The 23,420-nt window shown below is 69.9% G+C and carries 22 protein-coding genes and 1 tRNA gene; 14 read left to right on the plus strand and 9 right to left on the minus strand.

Going from position 1 to position 23,420, the window contains the following annotated elements:
• Positions 1–35 precede the first annotated feature (35 nt).
• Entirely contained in the window at positions 36–773 is a 738-nt protein-coding gene (locus tag AC1DDU_RS11000) for a TetR/AcrR family transcriptional regulator (protein ID WP_477433991.1), read from the minus strand.
• 66 nt (positions 774–839) lie between these two features.
• On the opposite strand from AC1DDU_RS11000, the gene AC1DDU_RS11005 reads away from it, so the two are divergent.
• The 3 genes from AC1DDU_RS11005 (at position 840) to AC1DDU_RS11015 (ending at position 3,980) form a co-directional block, all read left to right on the plus strand.
• Positions 840–1,220 (plus strand): VOC family protein, encoded by a 381-nt coding sequence (locus AC1DDU_RS11005; RefSeq protein WP_477433992.1) that lies wholly within the window; start codon positions 840–842, stop codon positions 1,218–1,220.
• Positions 1,221–1,469: 249 nt separating this feature from the next.
• Entirely contained in the window at positions 1,470–2,843 is a 1,374-nt protein-coding gene (locus tag AC1DDU_RS11010) for an aspartate aminotransferase family protein (RefSeq protein ID WP_477433994.1), read from the plus strand.
• Positions 2,844–2,951: 108 nt separating this feature from the next.
• Positions 2,952–3,980, plus strand: coding sequence for an NADPH:quinone reductase (locus AC1DDU_RS11015; protein ID WP_477433996.1), 1,029 nt, complete (start codon positions 2,952–2,954; stop codon positions 3,978–3,980).
• A 9-nt stretch (positions 3,981–3,989) separates the two neighbouring features.
• Here AC1DDU_RS11015 and AC1DDU_RS11020 read toward each other — a convergent pair whose 3' ends face one another.
• Positions 3,990–4,457: an Hcp family type VI secretion system effector gene (locus tag AC1DDU_RS11020; protein WP_477433998.1), complete on the minus strand. Its 468-nt coding sequence runs from the start codon at positions 4,455–4,457 to the stop codon at positions 3,990–3,992.
• 155 nt (positions 4,458–4,612) lie between these two features.
• Here AC1DDU_RS11020 and AC1DDU_RS11025 point away from each other — a divergent pair, with 155 nt between their 5' ends.
• The 3 genes from AC1DDU_RS11025 to AC1DDU_RS11035 all read left to right on the plus strand — a co-directional run bounded on the left by AC1DDU_RS11025 (position 4,613) and on the right by AC1DDU_RS11035 (position 10,767).
• The gene (locus AC1DDU_RS11025; RefSeq protein WP_477434000.1) at positions 4,613–6,853 is read left to right on the plus strand and encodes a hypothetical protein; all 2,241 of its coding nucleotides are present in this window, start codon (positions 4,613–4,615) and stop codon (positions 6,851–6,853) included.
• Between the two features lie 92 nt (positions 6,854–6,945).
• Entirely contained in the window at positions 6,946–8,334 is a 1,389-nt protein-coding gene (locus tag AC1DDU_RS11030) for a sigma 54-interacting transcriptional regulator (RefSeq protein WP_477434002.1), read from the plus strand.
• Between the two features lie 390 nt (positions 8,335–8,724).
• Positions 8,725–10,767 (plus strand): vWA domain-containing protein, encoded by a 2,043-nt coding sequence (locus AC1DDU_RS11035; RefSeq protein WP_477434004.1) that lies wholly within the window; start codon positions 8,725–8,727, stop codon positions 10,765–10,767.
• A 62-nt stretch (positions 10,768–10,829) separates the two neighbouring features.
• Here the strand turns inward: AC1DDU_RS11035 and AC1DDU_RS11040 are convergent, their stop codons facing one another.
• Positions 10,830–10,964 carry a hypothetical protein gene (locus tag AC1DDU_RS11040; protein WP_477434006.1) on the minus strand — a complete coding sequence of 45 codons (135 nt, stop codon included), beginning with the start codon at positions 10,962–10,964 and terminating at the stop codon, positions 10,830–10,832.
• 136 nt (positions 10,965–11,100) lie between these two features.
• Between AC1DDU_RS11040 and AC1DDU_RS11045 the strand changes: the two genes are divergently transcribed.
• The gene (locus AC1DDU_RS11045; RefSeq protein ID WP_477434008.1) at positions 11,101–11,265 is read left to right on the plus strand and encodes a hypothetical protein; all 165 of its coding nucleotides are present in this window, start codon (positions 11,101–11,103) and stop codon (positions 11,263–11,265) included.
• A 79-nt stretch (positions 11,266–11,344) separates the two neighbouring features.
• Complete coding sequence (locus AC1DDU_RS11050) at positions 11,345–11,659, plus strand: TraR/DksA family transcriptional regulator (protein ID WP_477434010.1); 315 nt, start codon at positions 11,345–11,347, stop codon at positions 11,657–11,659.
• 231 nt (positions 11,660–11,890) lie between these two features.
• Here the strand turns inward: AC1DDU_RS11050 and AC1DDU_RS11055 are convergent.
• Positions 11,891–11,966 (minus strand) — tRNA-Met (locus AC1DDU_RS11055).
• Between the two features lie 532 nt (positions 11,967–12,498).
• On the opposite strand from AC1DDU_RS11055, the gene AC1DDU_RS11060 reads away from it, so the two are divergent.
• From AC1DDU_RS11060 to AC1DDU_RS11075, 4 genes are all read left to right on the plus strand, one after another.
• Positions 12,499–13,050 (plus strand): RNA polymerase sigma factor, encoded by a 552-nt coding sequence (locus AC1DDU_RS11060; RefSeq protein ID WP_477434012.1) that lies wholly within the window; start codon positions 12,499–12,501, stop codon positions 13,048–13,050.
• Positions 13,037–13,813 (plus strand): anti-sigma factor, encoded by a 777-nt coding sequence (locus tag AC1DDU_RS11065; RefSeq protein ID WP_477434014.1) that lies wholly within the window; start codon positions 13,037–13,039, stop codon positions 13,811–13,813. Before AC1DDU_RS11060 ends, AC1DDU_RS11065 begins: the two co-directional genes overlap by 14 nt.
• Before the next feature lie 136 nt (positions 13,814–13,949).
• Positions 13,950–14,540 (plus strand): fasciclin domain-containing protein, encoded by a 591-nt coding sequence (locus AC1DDU_RS11070; RefSeq protein WP_477434015.1) that lies wholly within the window; start codon positions 13,950–13,952, stop codon positions 14,538–14,540.
• A gap of 238 nt (positions 14,541–14,778) precedes the next feature.
• Positions 14,779–16,326, plus strand: coding sequence for a hypothetical protein (locus AC1DDU_RS11075; protein ID WP_477434017.1), 1,548 nt, complete (start codon positions 14,779–14,781; stop codon positions 16,324–16,326).
• Positions 16,327–16,445: 119 nt separating this feature from the next.
• On the opposite strand, the gene AC1DDU_RS11080 is transcribed toward AC1DDU_RS11075, so the two are convergent.
• The 5 genes from AC1DDU_RS11080 to AC1DDU_RS11100 form a co-directional block, all read right to left on the minus strand.
• Positions 16,446–16,937: a heme-degrading domain-containing protein gene (locus tag AC1DDU_RS11080; protein ID WP_477434019.1), complete on the minus strand. Its 492-nt coding sequence runs from the start codon at positions 16,935–16,937 to the stop codon at positions 16,446–16,448.
• Positions 16,938–17,020: 83 nt separating this feature from the next.
• Positions 17,021–17,773, minus strand: a complete 753-nt coding sequence (locus tag AC1DDU_RS11085; protein ID WP_477434021.1) for a patatin-like phospholipase family protein — start codon at positions 17,771–17,773, stop codon at positions 17,021–17,023.
• A 236-nt stretch (positions 17,774–18,009) separates the two neighbouring features.
• Positions 18,010–18,450, minus strand: a complete 441-nt coding sequence (locus AC1DDU_RS11090) for a MarR family winged helix-turn-helix transcriptional regulator (protein ID WP_477434023.1) — start codon at positions 18,448–18,450, stop codon at positions 18,010–18,012.
• Between the two features lie 10 nt (positions 18,451–18,460).
• Positions 18,461–20,185, minus strand: coding sequence for an MDR family MFS transporter (locus AC1DDU_RS11095; protein ID WP_477434025.1), 1,725 nt, complete (start codon positions 20,183–20,185; stop codon positions 18,461–18,463).
• A gap of 207 nt (positions 20,186–20,392) precedes the next feature.
• Positions 20,393–21,382: a helix-turn-helix transcriptional regulator gene (locus AC1DDU_RS11100; protein ID WP_477434027.1), complete on the minus strand. Its 990-nt coding sequence runs from the start codon at positions 21,380–21,382 to the stop codon at positions 20,393–20,395.
• 61 nt (positions 21,383–21,443) lie between these two features.
• Here AC1DDU_RS11100 and AC1DDU_RS11105 point away from each other — a divergent pair, with 61 nt between their 5' ends.
• Together AC1DDU_RS11105 and AC1DDU_RS11110 are read left to right on the plus strand one after the other, a co-directional pair.
• On the plus strand, positions 21,444–22,553 hold the full coding sequence (locus AC1DDU_RS11105; RefSeq protein ID WP_477434029.1) for an ATP-binding cassette domain-containing protein: 1,110 nt from the start codon (positions 21,444–21,446) through the stop codon (positions 22,551–22,553).
• On the plus strand, positions 22,550–23,344 hold the full coding sequence (locus AC1DDU_RS11110) for an ABC transporter permease (protein WP_477434031.1): 795 nt from the start codon (positions 22,550–22,552) through the stop codon (positions 23,342–23,344). The genes AC1DDU_RS11105 and AC1DDU_RS11110 overlap by 4 nt, the downstream gene beginning before the upstream one ends.
• Positions 23,345–23,420: the final 76 nt, after the last annotated feature.

A 23,420-nucleotide genomic window follows, 5' to 3' on the forward strand; every position in this document is an offset into this window, starting at 1 on the left:
GCGATCGGGGGCTCCGCCGCGTCGGGGAGCGGGACTCAGTCGGTGTCGCCGGGCTGGCCGTCGAGGCCGCCGAGCCCTGCGATCACCCGCGTGAGGCCGAACTCCCACGCCCGCGCGGCGTCGTAGGGGCCGCCCATGGCCTCGCCGGCGGCCCGACCCACCCGCCGGGCGAGCGGGAAGTCGTCGCCGACGTAGCCGGCCAGGGGTTCGGCCGACTGCTGCCACACCTCCGCGAAGTCCTCGGCGGCGGCGCGCTCGACGAGGCGGCCCGCCGCGGCGCGCACGAAGTCGAGCACGAACGTCAGCGCCGCATCGCGCTCGACGTCACCGATCGACGTACCGTCGAAGGCCTGCAGCTCGTGGTCGTACTTCGCGATGGTGCCGGGCCCGAGCGCGATGCGCGGGTCGTCGATGTCGAGCAGCCAGGGGTGCGCGCGCAGGAGCGCGAGGTTGTCGTCGGCGACGTGGCGCAGGCGCGTGCGCCAGCCCGCGCGGCCGAACGGCTCTCGCGGCATCACGGCGTGCGCATGGTCGGCCATGAGCACGAGGAGGTCGTCGCGGCTGTTGACGTGGGTGTAGACCGACATCGTCGTCATGCCGAGCGACTGGGCGAGTGCGCGCACCGTGACCGCGGCGAGGCCGCCCTCGTCGGCGAGGGCGATGGCGCGCATGACGACGTCGCCCGTCGAGTGGCGGGCCTTGGGGCCGCGGCTGCCACCGGTGGGGATGTCGGCGCGGTCGCGCCACAGCAGGTCGACCAGCGGTCGGGGCACGACGCACCTCCTGGGGAATGCTCATCAAATACTGTACGTTGTACAGAGTTTATGACGGGAGAATCCATGAACATCACTCGGACTGCCATCTCGCTCAACGTCGCCGACGTGGAGGCCTCGGCGAGCTTCGCCAAGACCCACTTCGGGTACGAGGAGGCGATGGCGGCCGACGGATTCGTGTCGTTGCGGCATCCGTCCGTCGGCACGAATCTGATCTTCCTCGCGACCGGGCTGGCGACCTTCACGCCGCAGGAGATCGCCGGCGCGGCCGGCGACGGGATGCTGCTGGTCTACGTCGTCGAGGTACTGGACGACGAGTTCGCGCGGATCGCGGCGGCCGGCGCGCGCGTGGTGACGCCGCCCGAGACCGAGCCGTGGGGCGAGCGGTTCTGCCAGTTCGCCGACCCGAACGGGCTCATCTGGCAGCTCGTGGAGTGGGTGTCCTGACGCTTCGCGCCGTTCTCGAAGCAGCTGCGCCACTCCTGCAACGGGCACCGGTCCGTCCTCGCCGCGCCGCCGTGACGGCGAGGTCCTGCGGCCGCGCACGACCCGGTCATCGGCGAGATGCGCGGCCGGGTGGAATGCGATATGTTGCTGGCGTCTCCGGACCGCTCCCGGCGCCAGGCCGACCGAGGAGCGCTTCCCTGCAAAGGATGCCGACGCCAGGCCGGTCGGCATGAGTCCTGCGGAGGAAGCATGACTGTCACCATCGACCGCGCTCGCATCGCCGAGCTGACAGCCCGTGAGGCGGCCCGACTCGACGCGCGGACCACCGCGTCGCGCGACCTGTACGAGCGCGCCCGCGTCCACCTGGCCGGTGGCGTGGCCTCGTCGTACCAGCTGCGCGACCCGTGGCCCATCTACATCGAGAAGGGCTCGGGCCCGAGGGTCTGGGATGTCGACGGCAATCGGATGTGGGACTTCCACAACGGGTTCGGCTCCATGGTCCAGGGGCACGCGCACCCCGCGATCGGCGCGGCGCTCGCCGCGCGCTACCCGCAGGGCACGCACTTCGGCTGCCCCACCGAGGACGACGTGATCGTCGCCGACGAGCTCGCCCGCCGGTTCTCGCTGCCCAAGTGGCGCTACACGAACTCCGGGTCCGAGGCGACGATGGACGCGATCCGCATCGCGCGGGCGCTCACCGGCCGCGACACCGTGATGAAGATCTTCGGCTCGTACCACGGCCACCACGACACCGTGATGGTGTCGATCGGCGTCGAGTACGACAAGATCGGCGATCGCGAGAACCTCGCGTCGCTGCCGTACGGCGCCGGCATCCCGCAGTCCGTCGTCGACATGACGGTCGCGGTGCCGTTCAACGACGCCGGTGCGATGGAGCGGCGCATCGAGGCGCTCATCGCCGAGGGTCGCAAGCCGGCCTGCGTCATCATGGAGGCCGCCATGATGAACCTCGGCGTGGTGCTGCCCGAGGACGGCTACCTGCAGGCGGTGCGCGACATCACCCGCGAGCACGGCATCGTGCTGATCTTCGACGAGGTAAAGACCGGCCTGTGCATCGCCCCCGGCGGCGCGACCGACAAGTTCGGCGTCACACCCGACATGGTGACCCTCGCCAAGGCCCTCGGCGGCGGGCTGCCGTCGGGCGCGATCGGCGCCACCGAAGAGGTCATGGCGGTCGTCGAGGACCACTCGGTCTACCAGGTGGGCACGTACAACGGGAACCCGCTCACGATGGCGGCGGCCCGCGCGTCGCTCACCGAGGTGCTCACGCCCGACGCCTACGCGCACCTGAACCACCTCAACGACCGCATCGTCAACGGGTGCCAGGCCGTCGTCGACAAGTACGAGCTGCCCGGCTACGCCCTCGGCATCGGCTCGAAAGGCTGCGTCACGTTCTCGACGAAGAAGGTCGTGGACTACGAGACCTTCAAGGAGAACCAGGATGCCGAGCTCGCCGACCTCGCGTGGCTCTTCAACCTGAACCGGGGCATCTTCATGACCCCGGGTCGCGAGGAGGAGTGGACGCTGTCGGTCACGCACACCGACGAGGCGATCGACGCCTACGTCGCGGTGTTCGAGGAGCTGGCCTCCGAGCTGACCGCCTGACGCGGTGGACGACGGGAGGCCGCTGCGCTGAGGCGTGGCGGCCTCCCTGTATGCACGGGGCGTGCTCGCGCGGGAAATGCGCAGGCCCCCGCATGCGTTGGCTGTCGCATGCGATCCATCGTCTACTCCCGCACCGGCACGTCGTCCGTCCTCTCGCTCGCGGAGCGTGCGCCCGCGCAGCCGGGCCCGGGAGAGGTGCGCGTGAGGGTCGCGGTCTCGGGCGTCAACCCGACCGACTGGAAGGCGCGCGCGGGCAGCGGCGCGGCCACGGCCTTCGCCGAGGTCGTGCCGAATCAGGACGGCGCGGGCGTGATCGACGCCGTCGGCGAGGACGTGGCAGACCTCGCGGTCGGCGACCGCGTCTGGGTGTACCTCGCTCAACACCAGCGCCCCACCGGGACGGCGCAGGAGTACACGGTCGTGCCCGCGGAGCGGGCGGTGAAGCTCCCCGAGGGGGTCGGCTTCGACGTCGCGGCGAGCCTCGGCGTGCCCGCCATGACCGCGCACCGGGCGCTCACCGTGCACGAGTCCGGACCGGCCCGGCTGTCGCCAGGGGCGTTGGAGGGCCGTATCGTGCTCGTCGCCGGTGGGGCGGGTGCCGTCGGGCACGCCGCCATCCAGCTCGCCGTATGGGCGGGGGCGACGGTGATCGCCACGATCTCCAGCGACGAGAAGGCCGCTCTCGCGCTCGCCGCGGGCGCGCACCACGTCGTGAACTATCGCCAGGAGGATGCCGCCGCCCAGATCGCCGCTCTCGCTCCCCAGGGCGTCGATCACGTCGTCGAGGTGTCGCTCGCGCAGAACGCGGTGCTCGACGGGCAGATCGTCGCGAACCACGGATCGATCGCCTACTACGCCGACAACGGGGGCGACCAGGCCACCCTCCCGGTGCGGCCGACCTTCGCGAAGAACGTGCGCATCCAGGGGCTGCTGCTGTACACGGTCGGCGACGCCGCGCTGACGGCCGCTGCCGAAGACATCACCGCCGCTCTCCGCGACGACGCGCTCCCCGTCGGCGACCAGGCGGGGCTGCCGCTCTCCTGGTTCTCGCTCGAAGCGACCGCGGCCGCTCACGACGCGGTCGAGCAGGGCGCGGTGGGCAAGGTGCTCATCGACGTCACGGGCGACAACCGCTGACGGCGTCGATCACCTCTGGACGTGACCGATCGTGACCGAGACCGGATCGCCGAGCGAGCCGTCGGGCAGGGTCGGCTGATAGGTCAGCGTCACGGTCGCGAATCCCAGGGTGATCTGCACCACGGGCTCATCGCCTGAGAAGCCGGTGGCCGCCGACGTCACGACGGCGTCCTGCAGGCGCACCGTGACGTAGTCGCCGGTCATGCCCGCGCGCCGCGCCGACAGCAGGACTTCGTTGAGGTGGATGCCGCGTGCGCAGGCATCGAAGAGGCGCGGCGTCGCGGCATCCACACGCAACGACACGGCGACCTCCGTGAGCGTCGGCTTGCCGATCCGGCCACCGCCCGCACCGCCGCCGGCGGGCGGGGCGTTCGACACGGCCCAGCTCCAGCTCAGCACCTCGATGGCGCCCGGATGCCGGTCGTCGACGGCCTCGCCGGGGATCGACGGGATGGTGAGGAACTGCTCATCGGTCATGGCCGGCTTCCCCCGTCCGTCTTCGCGATTCCCCCGGCCGCGCTATCGCGCGCGCAGCCACCCCACAGATACTCCCGGCAGGCGGCACCCGCAAGAGGGCCGGGTATCAGGATGCCGCGTCCTTCGCTCTTCCCTTCGTCACCAAGGGGGGAGTGATGGAGTTCTCATCGCCGACGAGCACGCAGTCCGTCGAGCCCGTCGATTCAGTGGTCGCCTGGGTATTCGGCTCCTGGCTCCTGGCGTCACTTGTGATGTTCGTCGTGCTTCTCGTGTGCGCTCGGCTGATCGTGTTCTTCCCCGGCAATCGAGATGCTCGTGCGACCCGTGATTTCGCTCGCTCAATGAGACGCCGCGGGTATTGGCTGACAGCCTCCGGATCCGTCATCGTCGGACTGGGGTACAGCGCGCTGCGGCTCACCGATGATGCACTCTTCTCCGCGGTGTTGATCGTCGTCGGCCTCGGGGGACTCGCCCTGAGCGTCTATGGCGCGCTGGCGCTGTCCGTGGGCCTCGCGACGTCGCCGCGCGTCGATGCGCGGGCGGTCTCGCCGGACGGGCAGAGCAACCCGGCCTGGGCCATCGATGTGCTGACGCAGATCCGCTCGGCCCATGGGTCAGGCGGGGACAGGTCCGCTTCGCATGGTGGAGGCAACCAGCCCGATTTCGGGAAGCTCATCGATGTCGCTGACAAGAGCGGCAACGGGATGGCGTCGCTCGTCGCGGCGGTGTTCCAGCTCCTTCTCAACACGTCGCCGTGGCTCATCGACGTCACGATTCTCGATGGCGTGACGGCGATGGTTGTTCTTCGCAGAAACGGCAACGACATCGAGGAGGAGGTCCTCAGGCTTCCCTTCGGGGACATGTCAGAGGACCACCATCGAGAGCTTCTGACCATGGCCGCGACCTTCGCCGCCATTCGGGTGGCCGCCCGCTACACGGATATCAACGGCTTCTACGGGGTGGAGAACTGGCGGTCATCCGCGCTCACCTCGGTAGCGATGATCACGGGCGGTTCTGACCGGCAGGCGTGCATCCACCAGGCGCTCGAAGAGGACCCGTCGAACCTCGTGGCCGAATACGAAGAGGTTTATGAGTACGCCGGGACGCATACCGATGCTGACGTCCTCTTGCGGCGAATAGACCGGCTGGAGCCGATGATCGACCTGGCGGCGGTGCTCTGCGGTGAGGAGCCCGTACTCTCCGTCGACCCGTTGGCGTGGCACGAGGATGCCGCCAAACGAAGCACGCGCAGGCTCGCCGGGGATGTGAGCGACCCTGCGCCACGACTGCAGCGGATCGTATGCGTCCTCCCGTTCGACCGGGTCCGAATCCGTGACGGCGTGCGGCCCGAGCCACCCCTGATGATGCTGCGTCTCATGCAGTGGTACCTCAGTTCGGTACGCAATTGGCTGGCGCTGGAATGGTCTCGTACCGGGAGGTTTCCTGCCCTGGCCACTGTTCAAGGTGATGGTCGGCTGCTCGGCCACCGCGTCGCAGCCGTGCTCGCCCGCATGGTCGTGGATCTGAAGGCGCCCGATGTCTTGTACCGCCTGGGCGGGGAGGCAGAAACCATGCGGATGACGCTCGCCATCGACGCCGAGGTTCTTACGCCGTGGGTGCGTCCTCGATTCGACTTGTCGTCGCAGGCGCTCTTGACCAAATGGCTTCACGACGCGGAGTCGTCAACTGACCTCGGTATCCAGCACTCGCTCGCATGCATGTACGCGCAAGAGTTGCGAGCGAGTGAAGACACTCATTTCCAGGAAGGGCGGTTGAAGCTGATCGAGGCCAGCCTGAGCTACGCGCACTTCAAACCGTATTGGGCGGAATGGAGCGTCCGAGACCCAGAACTTCGGCTTGTGGGTGGTTACCCCGCAATCCGCGAGGTCGTGCTGTCCGACATTCAGGAGGCCTGGGCCATCGAGAGGTTCGCTGCCGTCAAAGACCGGTTGCCGGTGCGGGCTCTGCTCGACCCGACCCTGATGACCGAGCGCGTTCTCGCAGAGCTGGTGGTGGCACCCGACATGACCCATGATGCCGTGCAGTCGATCGGTGACGGCGCCGCGATTCTCCGCGAGGCGCGCGCGGCGAAGGTGCTTGACGAGGCCTCGGTTCTGCGAGCGGTGAGGTTCCTTCTGGACGGAGAAGGGCACGATGTGAACTCGCTCACATTGGGATGCGAGTACGACTCCGAGCGGATCGTGAACGGCGTCGCGGAAGCCGTGTACTGGGTGCCGAGCGTCGAGGAGCGCAGCATCATCGCGGCATTCCTGAGCGCGGTCGTCCGCGCGCTCAACGCCCAGGTCGTCCGAACCGACCGACCGACGCTCGCACACGCGGAACGCGGTGTGGCGGCACCTTCCATCGCCCCTGCCGCCGGCGCCGCGCCGTCGTAGCCCGCAGGAGTGGTCGCACACCACCGCCCCGCCACGCAAGGAATGTCGCCGATCCGGCCCCCACCCCCGCGCACCAGGCGTAGCGTGCCGACATGACGCCTTCACCAGCGATCACCACCGCCGGCCGGCTGCGCGCAGCGGGTCACACCTACCGGCCGATCCGCGTCGAGATCCGCGAGAACCTCCTCGCCGCCCTCGCGAACGGCGACGACCCGTGGCCCGGCATCCACGGCTTCGACACGACGGTCATCCCGCAGCTCGAGCGCGCCCTCCTCGCCGGCCACGACATCGTGCTGCTCGGCGAGCGGGGGCAGGGCAAGACGCGGCTCCTCCGCAGCCTCAGCGGCCTGCTCGACGAGTGGGCGCCGGTCATCGAGGGGTCCGAGCTCGGGGAGCATCCGTTCCACCCGATCTCACCGGCATCCGTCCGTCGTGCCGGCGAGCTGGGCGACGACCTGCCCGTCGCGTGGCGCCACCGCAGCGAGCGGTATGCCGAGAAGCTCGCCACCCCCGACACGTCGGTGGCCGACCTCATCGGCGACGTCGACCCGATCAAGGTCGCCGAGGGCCGCTCGCTCGGAGACCCCGAGACGATCCACTACGGGCTCGTGCCGCGCAGCCACCGCGGCATCGTCGCGATCAACGAGCTGCCCGACCTCGCCGAACGCATCCAGGTGTCGCTGCTGAACGTCATGGAGGAGCGCGACATCCAGATCCGCGGCTACGTTCTGCGACTCGACCTCGACGTGCTCGTGGTCGCCACCGCCAACCCCGAGGACTACACGAACCGCGGCCGCATCATCACGCCTCTGCAGGACCGCTTCGGCGCCGAGATCCGCACGCATTACCCGCAGACGATCGACGAGGAGATCGCGGTCATCCGCCAGGAGGCCGATCTCGTCGCCGAGGTTCCCGCGCACCTGCTCGAGATCCTCGCGCGCTTCACGCGCAACCTGCGGGAATCGGATGCCGTCGACCAGCGCGCGGGCGTCTCCGCCCGGTTCGCGATCGCCGGCGCCGAGACGATCGCCGCAGCCGCCCTGCATCGCGCGACGCGTCAGCACGAGGAGGTCGCCGTCGCCCGCCCCGTGGACCTCGAGACCGCCGTCGACGTGCTCGGCGGCAAGATCGAGTTCGAGACCGGGGAGGAGGGCCGCGAGCGCGCCACCCTCGAGCACCTGCTGCGCACCGCCGTCGCCGACACCGCCCGCGCCCACCTGCGCGGGCTCGACTCCCGCGCGCTCGCCGAGGCCCTCCACGACGGCGCGACCGTGATGACCGGCGAGCAGGTGACCGCCGCCGACGTACTCGCGGCCCTGCCCGTGCTCGGCGAGTCCGATCTCTACGACCAGGTCGCCGACCGTCTCGAGGCCATCACGCCGGGGGAGCGGGCGGGTGCCCTGGAGCTGCTGCTCGAGTCGCTGTACCTCGAGCGCAAGATCGGCAAGGACAGCGCTGGGGGTGAGATCGTCTATGGCTGACGCATTCCCTCGGTCTTTGAGCGAGCGCAGGCGCTTCGTCTCGCTGGCGCTCGCTCAGCGACCGACTGCCTCCGCGTATCGCGCCGACTCCGTCCTCCGGTCGTTGAGCGAGCGCAGGCGCTTCGTCTCGCTGGCGCTCGCTCAGCGACCGACTGCCTCCGCGTATCGCGCCGACTCCGCTCCCCGGTCGTTGAGCGAGCGAAGCGAGACGAAACGCACCCTGGTCTCCCGGTCGTTGAGCGAGCGAAGCGAGACGAAACGCACCCTGGTCTCCCGGTCGTTGAGCGAGCGCAGCGAGACGAAACGCACCCTGGTCTCCCGGTCGTTGAGCGAGCGCAGCGAGACGAAACGCGCCGAGCCTCCGGCGCGCGCAGGAGGAGGCATCCCGTAATGCCCCGCAGCTTCCATCGCACGCCCGCGCACACCGCGCGGTACGGGCGCTACACCGGCGGCGACCCGCTCGCGCCGCCGGTCGAAGTGCAGTCCGCGCTCGAGGCGATCGGGCAGGACGTCATGTCGGGAACCTCCGCTGACCGCGCGCTGCGCGAGTACCTGCGCCGCGGCGACCGCGACCGGCTCGGCCTCGACGACCTCGCCCGCCGCGTGCGCGAGCGTCGCGCCGAGCTGGTGAGTCGGCACCGGCTCGACGGCACCCTCGAAGAGGTACGGAGGCTGCTCGACCACGCCGTGCTGGAGGAGCGCAAGCACCTCGTGCGCGACGTGAACCTCGACGACGACGTGCGCGCCTTCGCCGAGATGCGGCTCGAGAACCTGCCGCAGAGCACCGCCACGGCCGTCAACGACCTCGCCGACTACGACTGGCAGAGCCCGAGCGCGCGGGCCGACTACGACCGCATCCGCGAGCTGCTGGGCCGGGAACTCCTGGATCAGCGGTTCGCCGGCATGAAGAACGCTCTCGAGAACGCGACGGATGCCGACCGCCAGGCCGTTCGCGACATGCTCAACGATCTCAACGACCTGCTCGAGAAGCGCCGCATGGGCGAAGACACGCAGGAGGACTTCGACGAGTTCATGCGCAAGCACGGGGACCAGTTCCCCGAGAGCCCGCAGAACCTCGATGAGCTGCTGGATGCCATGGCCCAGCGTGCTGCGGCCGCTCAGCGCATGCTCAACTCGATGACCCCCGAACAGCGCGACGAGCTGCTGAGCCTCGCCGAGCAGGCGTTCGGCTCGCCCGACCTGATGCAGTCGCTGTCGCGCCTCGACGACAATCTGCGCTCGCTCAGGCCCGGCGAGGACTGGTCGGGTTCGGCATCCTTCTCCGGCGATCAGCCGGCGGGTCTCGGCGAGGCGACCGGCCTCATGCAGGACCTCTCCGACCTCGATGCGCTGACCGATCAGCTCAGCCAGGCGTACCCGGGCGCGCGCATGGACGACATCGACCTCGACGCACTCGAGCGGCTCATGGGCGAGGAGGCATCCGTCAGCGCCCGCACGCTGCGCGAGCTGGAGCAGGAGCTGAGGGACACCGGGATGCTGCAGCGCGCGTCCGACGGTCAGCTCCGGCTCACACCCCGGGCGATGCGGCAGCTGGGGCGTGCGCTGCTGCGCGACATCGCGACGCGGCAGTCGGGTCGCACGGGCCGCCGCGAGACGCGCAACGTCGGCGCCGCCGGCGACCGCACCGGTTCGACGCGCGAGTGGGCGTTCGGCGACACCGAGCCGTGGGACATCCCGCGCACGGTGTCGAACGCGGTGCTGCGGACGGTGCTCGACGGGGGAGACGTGTCGGCCGGCGTGCGGCTCGATACGCGCGACGTCGAGGTGGTCGAGACCGAGCAGCGCACGCAGGCTGCGGTCGCGCTGCTCGTGGACACGTCGTTCTCGATGGCGCTCGACGGTCGGTGGGTGCCGATGAAGCGCACGGCGCTGGCGCTGCACCACCTCATCTCGACGCGGTTCCGCGGCGACAAGCTGCAGCTGATCGCGTTCGCGCGTCACGCCGAGGTGATCGACATCGAGCAGCTCACCGCGAGGGATTCCGAGTGGGACAAGGGCACCAACCTGCAGCACGCGCTGATGCTGGCGCAGCGGCATTTCCGGCAGAATCCCACGGCGCAGCCCGTGCTGCTGATCGTGACGGACGGCGAGCCGACGGCCCACCTCCGGCCGGACGGGAGTGTGTTCTTCGCCTACCCGCCGGATCCGCGGACGGTGGCGGTGACGGTGCGCGAGCTCGACAATGTGCAGCGGATGGGCGCGCAGACGACGTTCTTCCGGCTGGGGGAGGATGCAGGGCTCGCCCGGTTCATCGACGCGCTCGCGCGGCGAGCGGATGGGCACGTGGTGGCGCCGGAGCTGGACGACCTCGGGCGAGCCGTCGTGGACAGCTATCTCGGGGCTCGGCACACCGGTCGCGGGACACCGGAAGACTTCGGCGACATGCTGCAGGGGCGCAGCTGGTGGTGGTGACGCGGGTCTCAGTCGGTGCCCGGTAGCGCGGGCTCCCCGTGCCGAGGAGCCCGCCTCGTTCGTCAGCCGGACGCACCCTTGCGCGGCTTGATGAACGCTCGCGGCTCCTGGGCAGCGCGCTTCTCGGCGCGCTTCTCCTTGGGCGACAATTTCGCGACCTTCTTGGTGTCGCGTGCATGGGGTGATTTACCGGACATGAAGACTCGCTTCCCCTGTTTGGCTGGCGGGTGAACCACCGACCATAGCCGCCTTCCCGGGAAAGTCAATTCGTGCCTGCGGTGGCAGAAATGCCGCTGATTTGCCCTTTTTCGGAACCCGGCTATGGTGAGGGCCATGACCACCACGACATGCCGGCACCGCGCGGAGCGTCTCTCCGACGCGTCCGTCGTGACGGCCGTGGTCGACATCGCGGGCGCCCGTCACGAGGTGCTCCCGCCCTTGCGCAACGCCGCGAGTGGATCGTCCATGCAGCCCACCACTCGCACCGCGCCGCCGTGAGACCCGTCCCCGGACGGTTCACCCTCACACCCCAGCGCGTCGCACCTGCGGCGCCTTTTTTGTACCCAAGGAGCACACCATGACCGACCGCGTCATCGACTCCGCCGCCCTCGCCGGCATCCGGCGCGACCTCGAGCAGCAGCTCGAGGAACGGCTGGCCGTTCTCCAGGAGTTGAGCCCGTTCGCGCTTCCGAGCGTCGACCCCGTCGCCTTCCAGACGGCGGAGGCCCACCGCGCCACGGTCGCGCAGATCAGCGCAGCATTGAATCGGATCGACGAAGGCACGTACGGCCACTGCACCCGTTGCGGGAGGCAGATCGCGCCCGCCCGCCTCGAAGCGCTCCCGTACGCTTCCGCCTGCATCGAATGCCAGAGCCATGTTGACGCCGCGTAGCCGCAAGCCGATCAGCATCCCGTCCGTTCCGCCCGTCGGTGGGGAGGACCGGCCTCGAGGGGTGTTCCGTGCGCGTGGGGAGCGTCGCTCGGCGCATCGCCGGCTGACCGAACCCCGTCCTGCTGCGCCGATCCCCGTCGTGCGCGGCAGCGATCCAACGGACAAGCCCGGAAGCACGTTCCACGGCGCAACCGCCCGGTGGGTCGCGTTGGGCTGACCGTCCGGATGGGATGGACGCGACGGCGGGAGTCGAACCCGCAACGCTCCCGGGTATGAACCGGAGCCCGGGACCGCCCGGATCGCCGCGATGCCCTTCGTCTCGCTCAGGGACGGCTCCACCGTAACTCCGCATCCCCACGAACGCGCTCAGCGTGAACCGAGGTTTCGCTGTGCGACTTCGCGTGACGTCCGCTGCCGAGTCCTTCCAGCACGGATCCAGCGACGGCAAGCGACATCACCCCGCGCCCGGCATTCCTCGTCGCGGCTGCATCCAAACTCCCTCTTCCGCAAGAAGAACTCTTCGAACACGGCACCGGGCTGTTCGGAGAAGGAGGGACATCGTGCGAACGAAGGCTCTCGCGGCGATCGCCGTCGGCCTCGCCGCGGCCGCCGGGCGAACCGCTGACGCACCGGCAACGGCGCAGCGTCTGCTCCTACCCGAACGCGGAGCCCGCCGGGTGATGCGTTGTTCGCCCGATCGCGCACGCGGAGCCTCGGGCTGATCACGTGCGTCGGACAGTTCGACTCCCGCACCGGCCCGTGCACGGATAACGTGGTCGCCATCGCGACCCCGATCACGTGAGCCGGCGAAGGCGCCGGACGATCAGAGGGGAACCAGCGTGGACGACGAGGAAGAGCGCGAGCTGTGCGGCCGTTTCGCCGCCGGTGAAGAGCGCGCCCTCGAGCAGATCTACCGACGGTGGTCGCCGATCGTATTCACGCTCGCGCTGCGGGTGCTCGGCGACAGAGGGGATGCCGAGGATGTGACGCAGAAGACCTTCGTCTCAGCGTGGACGTCGCGGGCGTCCTACGACCCGGCAAAGGGCCGGCTGTCGACGTGGCTCGTCACGATCACCCGCCGCCGCATCGCCGACACGCTCGATGCGCGCCGGCGTGTGCGCGAGCTGCACGAGAAGCTTCAGCGGTTCGCCGTCACCGAAGTGACGACCTCCGCTGAGCTGGACCTCGGAGACCGGCTGCTGCTCGCCGACGAGATCGACCGCCTCGAGCCCGATGCGCAGCGCGTGGTACGACTGGCGTTCTACGACGACCTCACCCACCAGCAGATCGCCACGCGCCTCGACATGCCGCTGGGTACCGTGAAGAGTCACATCCGCCGAAGTCTCACCCGCCTGCGCGACCGATTGGAGGTGTCTCATGTCGCACCTTGATCCCGAGCGCCTCGCGCTGGTCGCCGTCGGAGAAGAAATGACGGATGCTGAGCACGACCACCTCGAGACCTGCGACGCCTGCTCGCTCGAGCTGGCCGAGCTCGAGCACACCGTGGCGGTCGGCCGGTCCACCATGACCCTGGGCGAGCTCGAGACGCCACCGGAGCGGGTCTGGGACGGCATCCTCGATGAGGTGCGGTCGCCGCAGCCGACGGCCGTGGCCTCCGGCGCGAGCGCCGGCGCTGCCGTCGCTGCGCCGGCCGATGCATCCGTCGCTCCGGACGTAGATCCGCAACGGCCCGCGGAGGAGCAGGCGAAGCGACGACGCCTCTCGCGCGGCGGACGGGTGCTGTTCGGCTTGGCCGCGAGCATCGCCATCGTTCTGGCGGTGGTCGGCGTGTGGAATCTCGTGCGACCGCCGCAGCCCGTCGAGATCGCGTCGGCGACCCTGGCTGCCTTCCCCGCTCATCCCGATGCCGCCGGTACGGCCCTCGTGACGGAGCGGTCCGGGGAGCGCATGCTCACCGTGACACTCGACGACGACGAGGACGGCGACGGGTTCCGAGAGGTCTGGCTCATCACCGCGGATGCCTCGGCGCTGGTGAGTCTCGGTGAGCTCGACGGGACGAAGGGGACCTTCGTCGTTCCCGCAGGCGTCGACCTGCGCGACTACGTGCTCGTCGATGTGTCGAAGGAACCTCTCGACGGCGATCCCGCCCACTCCGGCGACTCGATCGTGCGCGGAGAGCTCGAGTTCAGCTGACCCGGCGCGGGTCGCGGGCGTCGAGTCTGCATCGAACTCCTGGCCGCTGCATCCGTCTGCGCGGCTTCGGGCGAATACCTCTATGGCACCCTCCGTTCGGACCGTGCCGGGCATCGCATCGAAGGAGATCGGAATCATGAAGAAGACCCGTCTGGCCGTAGCGGCGGTCGCCGCCCTGGCTCTCGTGTTCACTGCCACGCCCGCCCAGGCTCACAGCGGTTCGGCCCCCGCGGGCACCATCGTGGACGTCGCCGTCGCCGCCTCCGGCGGGGGCACTCCCGACAGCAACCCCTGGGACTACGACATCCTCGTTCAGGCGGTGCTGGCCACCGGGCTGAACGGCGCGCTCGCCGACACGAGCCAGACCTATACGGTGTTCGCGCCGAACGACCGCGCGTTCCTGCGGCTCGTGACCGACCTCACCGGATCGGAACCGGCCAGTGAGGCCGCCGCGCTGTCGGCCATCACCTCGACGTTCACGGCGCAGCAGATCTCGAACATCCTGCTGTACCACGTGGTCGCGGGCCAGAAGCTCGGCCCGGTGAAGGTGATCACGGCTCGTTCCCTCACGATGGCCAACGGAGGGGTCGTCCAGCCCCGCGGCATCACCCTGCGCGACGAGACGCCCGCGCTCCGCGACCCGCGGCTGGTGTGGTGGGCGATCAACATCCCCGCGACCAACGGCGTGATCCACACGATCGACCGCGTCCTCGTTCCCGCGTCCTAGCGGCGGGCGGCTCGGCTGTGGTGGGCCTCGATGATGCGGGGGAGGCCCGCCACCGTCCGGCGCCGCGCGGCAGGACGGCGAAGCTGGGGCCGGTGAGGTGACACGACCCCGAGCCTCGCGGCGACGGCCTTGGCGGCGTCGATCGGGTGCCGGCGCAGTATCAGTCGGCTGGGCGCGCCACTCCTTCTGGGTAGTTGCCTGCGACGATGCAGGCGACGGAGTCGCCTAGGGGGTTGTCATGACCCAAGCGGATCCGACCTCGGACGTGGGGTCGGCGGTGCCGCCGCTCGACATGAAGACGGTGAGGTTCCCGGCCGAGCCGTCACGCTTCGTGCTGGCGATCGTCTCGGTGCTGGCGGTCTTCGCGGGGCTCATCGTGTGGTTGATCGCTGTGGACGTCTCTCTCCTGCTTTACGGGACGCTTCTCCTGGTCTTCGTGTCGGCGACACTCTGGCTGAGCCTCCAGCTCGCCCGTGTCCGCCTGCTGGGAGACGCGGTGCTTGTCAGCTCGCAGACCCTGCCCGATCTGCAGAGCGCAGTCGACGAAGTGCGGGCGACGCTGCAATACGACCGTCGCGTCGACATCTTCGTCGTGCCGAATCTCTCACCCCGCATACGCCTGACGAGCTACTTCGGCGTGCGCGCCCTCCTGATCGAGGGCGGGGCGGTCGCGGACATCACGACGCCCGCCCACCGCGGCGAACTCCTGTTCCTGCTGGGCACCTACTTCGGCGCATTCAAGGCGAAGCACGATCGCTGGGCGGTCGCCGAGCTCATTCTCGACAACGCAGGCATACGCAAGCTGCTCGCCCCCGTCGTCGCGCCGTGGCTGCGATCGACGGTGTACACCGGCGACCAGATCGCGTTCGTGTGCTGCCGCGACTTCCGAGTGAGTCTCGCCGCCGTCTACCGGCTGCTCATCGGGCGGGAGCTCAGCTCGCAGCTCGCCGCGCCCGGGCTCATCCTGCAAGCCGAGCGGGTCGCCCATTCGCCGTACCTGCGCATGGCCGAGATGTTCCGCTCCGTGCCGCACACGACCAACCGCTTCCTGAACATCCTGCGGTTCGCCCAGGAGGTCGACCCCGTAGCTGTGAGCGCGTTCCGAGCGGGGCTCGCCCCCGACGTCAACCGCACGCTCGACCAGGCGCTCGCGCGCATGACACGAACGGCGCGACGTCAGGCCGGTCCGGTCGTCACAGCGATCGCGGTGCCCGTGCTCACTGCCGTCGTGGTGGCACTCCTGATCTCGCCGTCGTGGTCGGTGCCCTATCAGGAGCCGCCGGTCGCGGATCCCCTGCCGGAACCGGTGCCGACCACGGAACCCGCGGATGAGCCGATCCCACCAGCGCCCAGTCCGGCCGAACAGCTGGCAGCGGGCCTGCCGACCGAGTTCGCCGGGTCGTGCACCGAGCTGTCTGCGCCGGCCGGTCTGTCCAGCGGCCTCGTCGTGGCGGTGACCTGCACATCGTCGACGGGCGTGGGGATGGATGTCGTCGACGCGTACAGCTACGACTCGTCGTCGGCCCTCGATGACGCAGTCGGCTACATGGTGGAGGGGCTCGACAGTGACGACTGCTCGAACGGGGGATGGAGCGGCTGGCACGACGGTACGCAGGTCGATCGTGGCGTGCTCGCCTGCTGGGACAGCCCCGACGGTGCCTATACGCTCGCTGGGTGGAGCTACGACGCTGACCTCGTACTCGTCGTCGCCGCCGGAGAGCCGATGTACTGGGAAGACGCCTACGCCTGGTGGCAAAGCGCGGTCGGGGCCTTCGCGTTCGAGTGAGCTTCCCGCTTGCGGACGACGCGCGACGGGCATGCTGCCCTGGGGGCGGAAGGATGCCTCGAGGTCGGCGTCTGGCGGATCCGCCCGGGCAGAGGCTCGGACGCTGGGAGCGGCGTCCGCTACGCCTCCGGGCGCGAGATGTCGGCGAGCCAGCTTCGCACGTGCTCGACCACGAACGCGTGGTCCTCGGCCTGCGGCAGGCCCGAGACGCCGACCGTCCCGACGACCCCGACACCGGCGATCGTGATCGGGAACACCCCGCCGTGCGCGGCGTACACCGAGGTGTCGAGCCGGGCGTCGGTGTCGAAGTCCTTGCCGGCGGCGCGGAACGACAGGCCCACGCCGAACGACGAACGGCCGTAGCGGCGGGCGACCCGGGTCTTGCGGTCGAGCCAGCCGTCGTTGTCGGCGCTCGAGCCGGGGAGTGCCGTGTGGAAGACCCGTGCCTCGCCGAGCGTGATGCCGATCACGATCGGCAGCCGGGCTGCCAGCGCGGCCTCGCGCATGCGCGAACCCAGAGCCCAGGCATCCGCCAGATCGAAGCGGGGGAGCACGAGCTCGGCCTCCTCCGCGGTCACGCGCGCAAGCCGGGCGGCGATGTCGTCGGTCATGCGTTCAACGTACCTTCGCCCGGAGTGCGGAGGGCGCGCAGGTTCTGGCGCCGCCGCGTTTCGCGGAGGTCGCTCGCGCTCGATCAGCCGTGCGTGTCGAGGGCTTCGGCTGCGGCGCGGCGTCCTTCGGCGATGAGCCGGGGGACGTCGCGCATCGTCCACTGCGCCATCCGCTCCATCTCGGGCTGGATCAGCACGACGGTGGGGTCGGCCGCGAGGGCGCTGATCTTGGTGGTGGAGCGCATCATCCTGACGTTCTCCCACTTGGCGTGCAGGTGGACGACGATGACGCGCTCCGCGCCCAGCGCGCGGGCCGCCGCGTGCGGGACGTTGTCGACCATCCCTCCATCGGCCAGCACTCTGCCGCCGAGGCGCACGGGCGGAAGGAGTCCCGGCACGGCGATGCTCGCGCGCAGTGCCGCGCTCAGTGGCCCCTTGTCGATCGTGAAGGCCTGACGCGTGCGCAGATCCGTCGCGACGGCGCCGAGCCGACGCGGCAGGTCCTCGATGCGCGGGTCCTCGCCGAGCAGCCGGTGGATCGAGTCCGTGACGGCATGCGTGTCGAGCAGCCCCCACCGAGGCTGGAAGCTCCAGCGCGCGATCCGCCCCCAGTGGAAGCGCATGGCGAGCTTCTCGATCTCCTCGCCGCCGATGCCGGCCGCATAGGCCGACCCGACGAGCGCCCCCGAACTCGTGCCCGTCACGATGCCGGGGTGGATGCCGCGCTCCTCGAGCACCTGCAGGACACCCACGTGCGCGGCACCGAAGGCTCCGCCGCCGCTCAGCGTGAGCCCGAGATGCGGGTCATCGCCCGGCAACCGGTTCCCATGGTGCACGTCGCGAACGTATCACCGGGGGATGGATGCCGGCCGTGTGGGCGTGCGCCAACACGAACGGCGTTGCTGGGTATCCACGGGCACCTCGGCGATGGCGTTTCGTCGCGTGAGTCGGTCGCTGAGCGAGGAGCGCAGCGACGAGACGAAGCGCCCTCGCTCGCTCAACGAACCGGGTCGGCGCCAGCGGCAAAACGGAAGGGCCGCCCGAACGGGCGGCCCTTCCGGCATCCGACGTCCTACGCCGCCGAGATCTCGGCCAGCACCTCGGCGAACAGCCGCAGGTCCTCGGCCGAGCGCGTCTGCAGCGCTCCGCGCAGCCGGGACTTGTTGCTCTCTCTCACTGCCAGCGCCTTCTCGAGCCCCGCCGAGGTCGGCACCAGCACGCGGCAACGCCCGTCGGTGGCATCCGGACGGCTCTCGACGAGCCCGAACTCCTCGAGCGTGCGCACCTGGCGGCTCACGGCGCTCTTGTCCATGTCGAACAGCTGGGCCAGCGCGTGCGCGTTCGTCTCGCCGAGGCGCACGATGGTGCTGAAGAGCTTGTAGCCCGCGGGCTGCAGCTCGGGGTGCACCTGCTCGGCCGCCTCCTTCCACACGGCACGCGACCGGTTGAAGAGGACGGACAGCTGCTGTTCCACGTCGAGGATCGCGTCGTCGACGGCGGAGTCCGGGCTCATGACCGACATGCTACGAGCGATCCCTGCGGGCGTCGGCTCGCGTGACCGGCACGGAGCCGGTGAGCACGCGGTCGGCCTCTTCGATCTGCTCGGCGACCATCGCCACGGAGGCCCCGACCTCGGCCTCGGCGAGCTCGATCGCGACGTTCTCGGCCTCCTCCTGCAGCTCCTGCGCCGCCGACTTGGTCGACAGGCGCTTGTTGGGGAGGAACGCGATCGCGATGAGGGCCATGACCGCGAGCGGCACGGCGATCCAGAAGACGTGCGCGATGCCGTCGGCGTACGAGGCCTCGATGATCACGCGGATCGTCTCGGGAAGCTCGTCGACCTTCGGCACCGTGCCTCCGGCGAGCCCCTGCAGCGCGGTGACCTCTTCAGCGGTGGTGGGCACGAACCCCTTGAGGCCGCCGGTGATGTTCGTCGTCACCTGCGTCGCCAGGAGCGACCCCATGATCGTCACGCCGATGGTGCCGGCGATCGAACGGAAGAAGTTCACGTTCGACGACGCGGCGCCCAGCTGCGAGGCGGGGGTGTCGTTCTGCACGATGAGGGTCAGGTTCTGCATGACCATGCCGAGCCCGGCGCCGAGCACGAAGATGAACACCGCGACCCACACGAACGGGGTGTCGTAGTGCAGCGTCGTCAGCAGGTACGTGCCCGCGATGGTGAGCACCGAGCCGACGAGCATGAACCCCTTCCAGCGGCCGAACTTGCTGATCAGCGCGCCGACGGTGATCGAGGCGCCCATCTGGCCGATGATCATCGGGATCGTCATGAGGCCCGATTCGGTCGGGGTGGCGCCGCGCGCCAGCTGGAAGTACTGCGCGAGGAACACACTCGTCGCGAACATCGCGACGCCGATCGCGAGCGAGGCGATCACCGAGAGTGCGAACGTGCGGTTCTTGAACAGCGACATCGGCACGATCGGCTCGGGCACGAAGAACTCGACGATGATGAACGCGACGATCGCCGCTGCGGCGACGCCGATCATGACGAAGCTCGTGACCGAGTCCCACTCGAAGCCGCCCGCGTCGGGCTTGCCGCCCAGCGTGATCCACACGAGGGTGAGTGCGACGCCCAGCGCCATGAGCATGGCGCCGACGTAGTCGATCTTGATCGGGCGCTTCGGCATCTTCGGCAGGTGCAGGGTGAACTGCAGCAGCACCAGCGCGATGATCGCGAGCGGCACCGGCAGGAAGAAGTTGGCGCGCCAGCCCCACGCGTCGGTGATGACACCGCCGAGGAGCGGCCCGCCGATCGTGGCGACGGCCATGATGCCGCCGACGACGCCCATGTACTTGCCGCGCTCACGCGGCGAGATGATGAGCGCCACGACGATCATGACGAGCGACATCAGGCCGCCCGTGCCGATGCCCTGGATCACGCGGACGGCGATGAGCGTGCCGGCATCCTGTGCGAAGCCCGAGATCGCGCTGCCCAGCACGAACAGCACGATCGAGATCTGCAGCAGCACCTTGCGGTTGACGAGGTCGGCGAGCTTGCCCCAGATGGGGGTGGTGACGGCCGTGGCGAGCAGGCTCGACGTGATGACCCAGGTGTACGCGGACTGGTCGCCGCCGAGGTCGGCGACGATGAGCGGCATCGAGGTGGAGATCACGGTGCCCGAGAGCACGGCGACGAACATCGTGACGATGAGTCCCGAGAGCGCGACGAACACCTCGCGCGGGGTGCGCTCGGCGGTCGCCGGCGATGACGTGTCGGAGAGTGTCGACAAAGGGGGTTCCTCCGAATAGAAAGTTGATAGCGGTCAACTATATATCATTTAGTTGATCCAGGTCAACTGTGGACCGCGATCAACTACCTTCGAAGGAGAGTGGATGCCGCCACCCGTGCGCCGTCCGCAGGGCCCGGGTCGTTTCGTCTCGCTCGTTCCTCGCTCGCTCAACGAGCGGGGTCGTCGATGAATCGGTGCGCGAGCCGGTCAGCTCTCGGCGGCCGGGGCGGGTGCGGCATCCAGCGCTCGCAGCATCCGCTCCAGCACCTCGCGCATCTCGCCGCGCGCGGGTTCGCCCAGCGTCACCGCGTACTCCACGCCGGCGGGGATCCATCCCAGCGCGTACATCACCTCGCGGATGTCGCCGCCGCCCACCGGCCACCGCGTCCGGTGCTCGTCCTCGGCGGACGCACCCTGGCCCCACTGCCCGAAGTACGCCCGCATCTCGCCCAGTGGCAGCTCCATCACGGCGTCGGACTCGACGTTCTGCCGCGTCCACGACCGCGCCACGGCGATGAACTCCGCCACCTCCTTCGGGGTGAGCGGGTGGGGGGTGAACAGCACGCGCGTGTGCTCGACGTCCGCCAGGCGATCCACGCGGAACGTGCGCCAGTCCTCGCGCTCGAGGTCCCAGCACAGCAGGTACCAGTGGCGGTCCGCGGGCACGAGCGCGTGCGGCTCGACGCGGCGCCGCGTCACCTCGCCCGAGGCCGCGGTGTAGGTGAAGCGCACGCGCTCGTGGTCGCGGGTGGCGAGGGCGAGCTCGCCGAGCACCTCGCCCGAGACGGCGGCGCCGGAGCGGATGCCGGCCGGCTGCACCGTCTCGGCCAGCGCGTTGACGCGGCGGCGCAGCGGCGCGGGCAGCACCTGCTCGAGCTTCGCGAGCGCGGTGACGGTCGTCTCGGCGCCGCTCACGAGCCGCTGGGATGCCGCGACCCGCAGCCCGATCGCCATCGCCACCGCCTCCTCGTCGGTGAGCAGCAGCGGGGGCACCGCGCTGCCCGCCTCGAGCCGGTAGCCGCCGGCGGCGCCGGGGGAGGACTCGATGCGGTAGCCGAGCTCTCGCAGGCGCTCGACGTCGCGCCGCACCGTGCGCTCGGTGACGCCCAGCCGATCGGCCAGCTCCGACCCCGGCCAGTGCCGGTGCGTCTGCAGCAGATTGAGGAGCGAGAGGGCTCGTGTCGTCGTATCGGACATGCGAAAAGAATCCCATGCATCGCGGACCGAAGCTGTCCGCATTGGTTCCTAGCGTGGCGGCATGGCGAACGAATCGATCATCAAAGCGCAGGGACTCACCAAGCGCTTCACCGTGAAGGGCAAGACCGTCGAGGCCGTCACCGACCTCGCGTTCGAGGTGGCGCGCGGCGAGCTCGTCGCGTTCCTCGGACCCAACGGCGCCGGCAAGTCGACGAGCCTGCGCATGCTCACCACCCTCATCCCGCCGACCTCGGGCACGGCGCGGGTCGTCGGGTACGACATCCTGAAGCAGCCCGCCGAGGTGCGCGCCCGCATCGGCTACGTCGGCCAGCTCACCAGCGGCAGCTTCTCGCAGCGCGCCCGCGACGAGCTGCTCAGCCAGGGCGCGTTCTACGGCATGTCGAAGGCGGCCGCGCGGTCGCGAGCCGACGACCTCATCGAGTCGCTCGACCTCGCAGGCTTCGCGACCCGCACCGTGCAGCAGCTGTCGGGCGGACAGAAACGCCGGCTCGACGTCGCGCTCGGGCTCATGCACGCGCCGCCGCTGCTGTTCCTGGACGAACCGTCGACCGGACTCGACCCGCAGAGCCGCGCCAACCTGTGGCAGCACATCCTGGAGCTTCGCCGCAGCCACGGCACGACGGTCTTCCTCACCACGCACTACCTCGAGGAGGCCGACCGCTACGCCGAGCGCGTCATGGTCATGGACAAGGGACGCGTGATCGCCGACGACACCGCGACGCGCCTGAAGGCCGAGCTCGCGGGCGATGTGCTCACGTTCGGATTCGAGAGCGAAGCGGATGCCGCCGCCGCCGTCGCCGTGATCCAGCGGCTGACCGACCGCGAGGTGCGCCGGGTCGAGCCGGGCGCGGACCCCGACGGCGCCGGCGAGGCCGCGGCGCGGGCAGGGATCGCCGGGATCGTCACGGTCACGGCTCCCGATGGCGACGCGCTGCTGCCGGCGGCGGTGCGCGCGCTCGACGCCGCGCGCCTCACCGTCGGCACCGCGACCGGCGTGCCGCCCACCCTCGACGACGTGTTCCTGGCGCTCACCGGACGCACGCTGCGCGAGGCGGGCGAGGGGCAGAGCGAGGAGACCGACGAAGAACCGGAGGTCACGGCATCCGCACCCACCGAATCCGTGATCCAGACGACAGGAGCCCAGCGATGACCACCCTGACCCAGACCCGGCCCGACACGGCGGTGCGGGCCAACCCCGCCCGCGACACGTGGAACGTGCTCACGCGGGAGCTCAAGCCCGTCGTGCGCGACCCGTTCACGCTCATCTTCAGCCTGGTGCAGCCGCTGGTGTTCCTCGGCCTCTTCGCCCCGCTCCTGGTCGGCTCGTCGGGGGCGCCGGTGGGGGAGACCCTGCAGTGGTTCGTGCCGGGTGTGCTCGTCATGATCGTGCTGTTCGGCACCGGCGCGACCGGATCCAACCTCCAGTACGAGATGATGACCGGCTCGCACGAGCGCACCCTGGTCGCGCCGCTCGCGCGGTCGTCGCTGCTCGTCGGCCGGGCGCTCAAGGAGATCGCGCCGATCGTCGTGCAGGCGCTCGTGATCGTGCTGATCGCGTGGCCGTTCGGGTTCACGATCAACGTGCCTGGGCTCGTCTTCGGGCTGGCGCTGCTCGCGGTGTTCGGCATCGGCCTCGGGGCGCTGTCGTACACGCTGGCCCTGAAGACCAAGGACCGCGAGTGGCTGTTCTGGGGCGTGCAGCAGACGCTGATCTTCCCGCTGCTGATCCTGTCGGGCATGCTGCTGCCGCTCGACGAGGGCCCGGCGTGGATGCGCGCGGTCGCGACCGTCAACCCGGTCAACTGGGTCGTCCAGGCCGAGCGCGCGCTGTTCGCCGGCGACCTCGGAGCCATCGAGGTGCTGTGGGGCTGGGTCGCGGCGATCGCGCTGGCGGTGGTGGGCCTGGCGGTCGGCATCCGCGCGATGCGCAAGAGCAGCTGAGGACGAGCGGATGCCGCGGCCCCGGGCCGCGGCATCCGTCTCTCGCTCGTGATCAGCGGAAAATCCTTGATCAGGC

The sequence above is a fragment of the Microbacterium sp. 05T445 genome, from assembly GCF_056395865.1.

Excerpts from the sequence above, each read along its gene's own strand:
- AC1DDU_RS11005 (WP_477433992.1), top strand. The coding sequence starts at position 840 with ATGAACATCACTCGGACTGCCATCTCGCTCAACGTCGCCGACGTGGAG.
- AC1DDU_RS11010 (WP_477433994.1), top strand. The coding sequence starts at position 1,470 with ATGACTGTCACCATCGACCGCGCTCGCATCGCCGAGCTGACAGCCCGT.
- AC1DDU_RS11015 (WP_477433996.1), top strand. The coding sequence starts at position 2,952 with ATGCGATCCATCGTCTACTCCCGCACCGGCACGTCGTCCGTCCTCTCG.
- AC1DDU_RS11020 (WP_477433998.1), bottom strand. The coding sequence starts at position 4,457 with ATGACCGATGAGCAGTTCCTCACCATCCCGTCGATCCCCGGCGAGGCC.
- AC1DDU_RS11025 (WP_477434000.1), top strand. The coding sequence starts at position 4,613 with ATGGAGTTCTCATCGCCGACGAGCACGCAGTCCGTCGAGCCCGTCGAT.
- AC1DDU_RS11030 (WP_477434002.1), top strand. The coding sequence starts at position 6,946 with ATGACGCCTTCACCAGCGATCACCACCGCCGGCCGGCTGCGCGCAGCG.
- AC1DDU_RS11035 (WP_477434004.1), top strand. The coding sequence starts at position 8,725 with ATGCCCCGCAGCTTCCATCGCACGCCCGCGCACACCGCGCGGTACGGG.
- AC1DDU_RS11040 (WP_477434006.1), bottom strand. The coding sequence starts at position 10,964 with ATGTCCGGTAAATCACCCCATGCACGCGACACCAAGAAGGTCGCGAAA.
- AC1DDU_RS11045 (WP_477434008.1), top strand. The coding sequence starts at position 11,101 with ATGACCACCACGACATGCCGGCACCGCGCGGAGCGTCTCTCCGACGCG.
- AC1DDU_RS11050 (WP_477434010.1), top strand. The coding sequence starts at position 11,345 with ATGACCGACCGCGTCATCGACTCCGCCGCCCTCGCCGGCATCCGGCGC.
- AC1DDU_RS11065 (WP_477434014.1), top strand. The coding sequence starts at position 13,037 with ATGTCGCACCTTGATCCCGAGCGCCTCGCGCTGGTCGCCGTCGGAGAA.
- AC1DDU_RS11070 (WP_477434015.1), top strand. The coding sequence starts at position 13,950 with ATGAAGAAGACCCGTCTGGCCGTAGCGGCGGTCGCCGCCCTGGCTCTC.
- AC1DDU_RS11075 (WP_477434017.1), top strand. The coding sequence starts at position 14,779 with ATGACCCAAGCGGATCCGACCTCGGACGTGGGGTCGGCGGTGCCGCCG.
- AC1DDU_RS11080 (WP_477434019.1), bottom strand. The coding sequence starts at position 16,937 with ATGACCGACGACATCGCCGCCCGGCTTGCGCGCGTGACCGCGGAGGAG.
- AC1DDU_RS11090 (WP_477434023.1), bottom strand. The coding sequence starts at position 18,450 with ATGAGCCCGGACTCCGCCGTCGACGACGCGATCCTCGACGTGGAACAG.
- AC1DDU_RS11100 (WP_477434027.1), bottom strand. The coding sequence starts at position 21,382 with ATGTCCGATACGACGACACGAGCCCTCTCGCTCCTCAATCTGCTGCAG.
- AC1DDU_RS11105 (WP_477434029.1), top strand. The coding sequence starts at position 21,444 with ATGGCGAACGAATCGATCATCAAAGCGCAGGGACTCACCAAGCGCTTC.
- AC1DDU_RS11110 (WP_477434031.1), top strand. The coding sequence starts at position 22,550 with ATGACCACCCTGACCCAGACCCGGCCCGACACGGCGGTGCGGGCCAAC.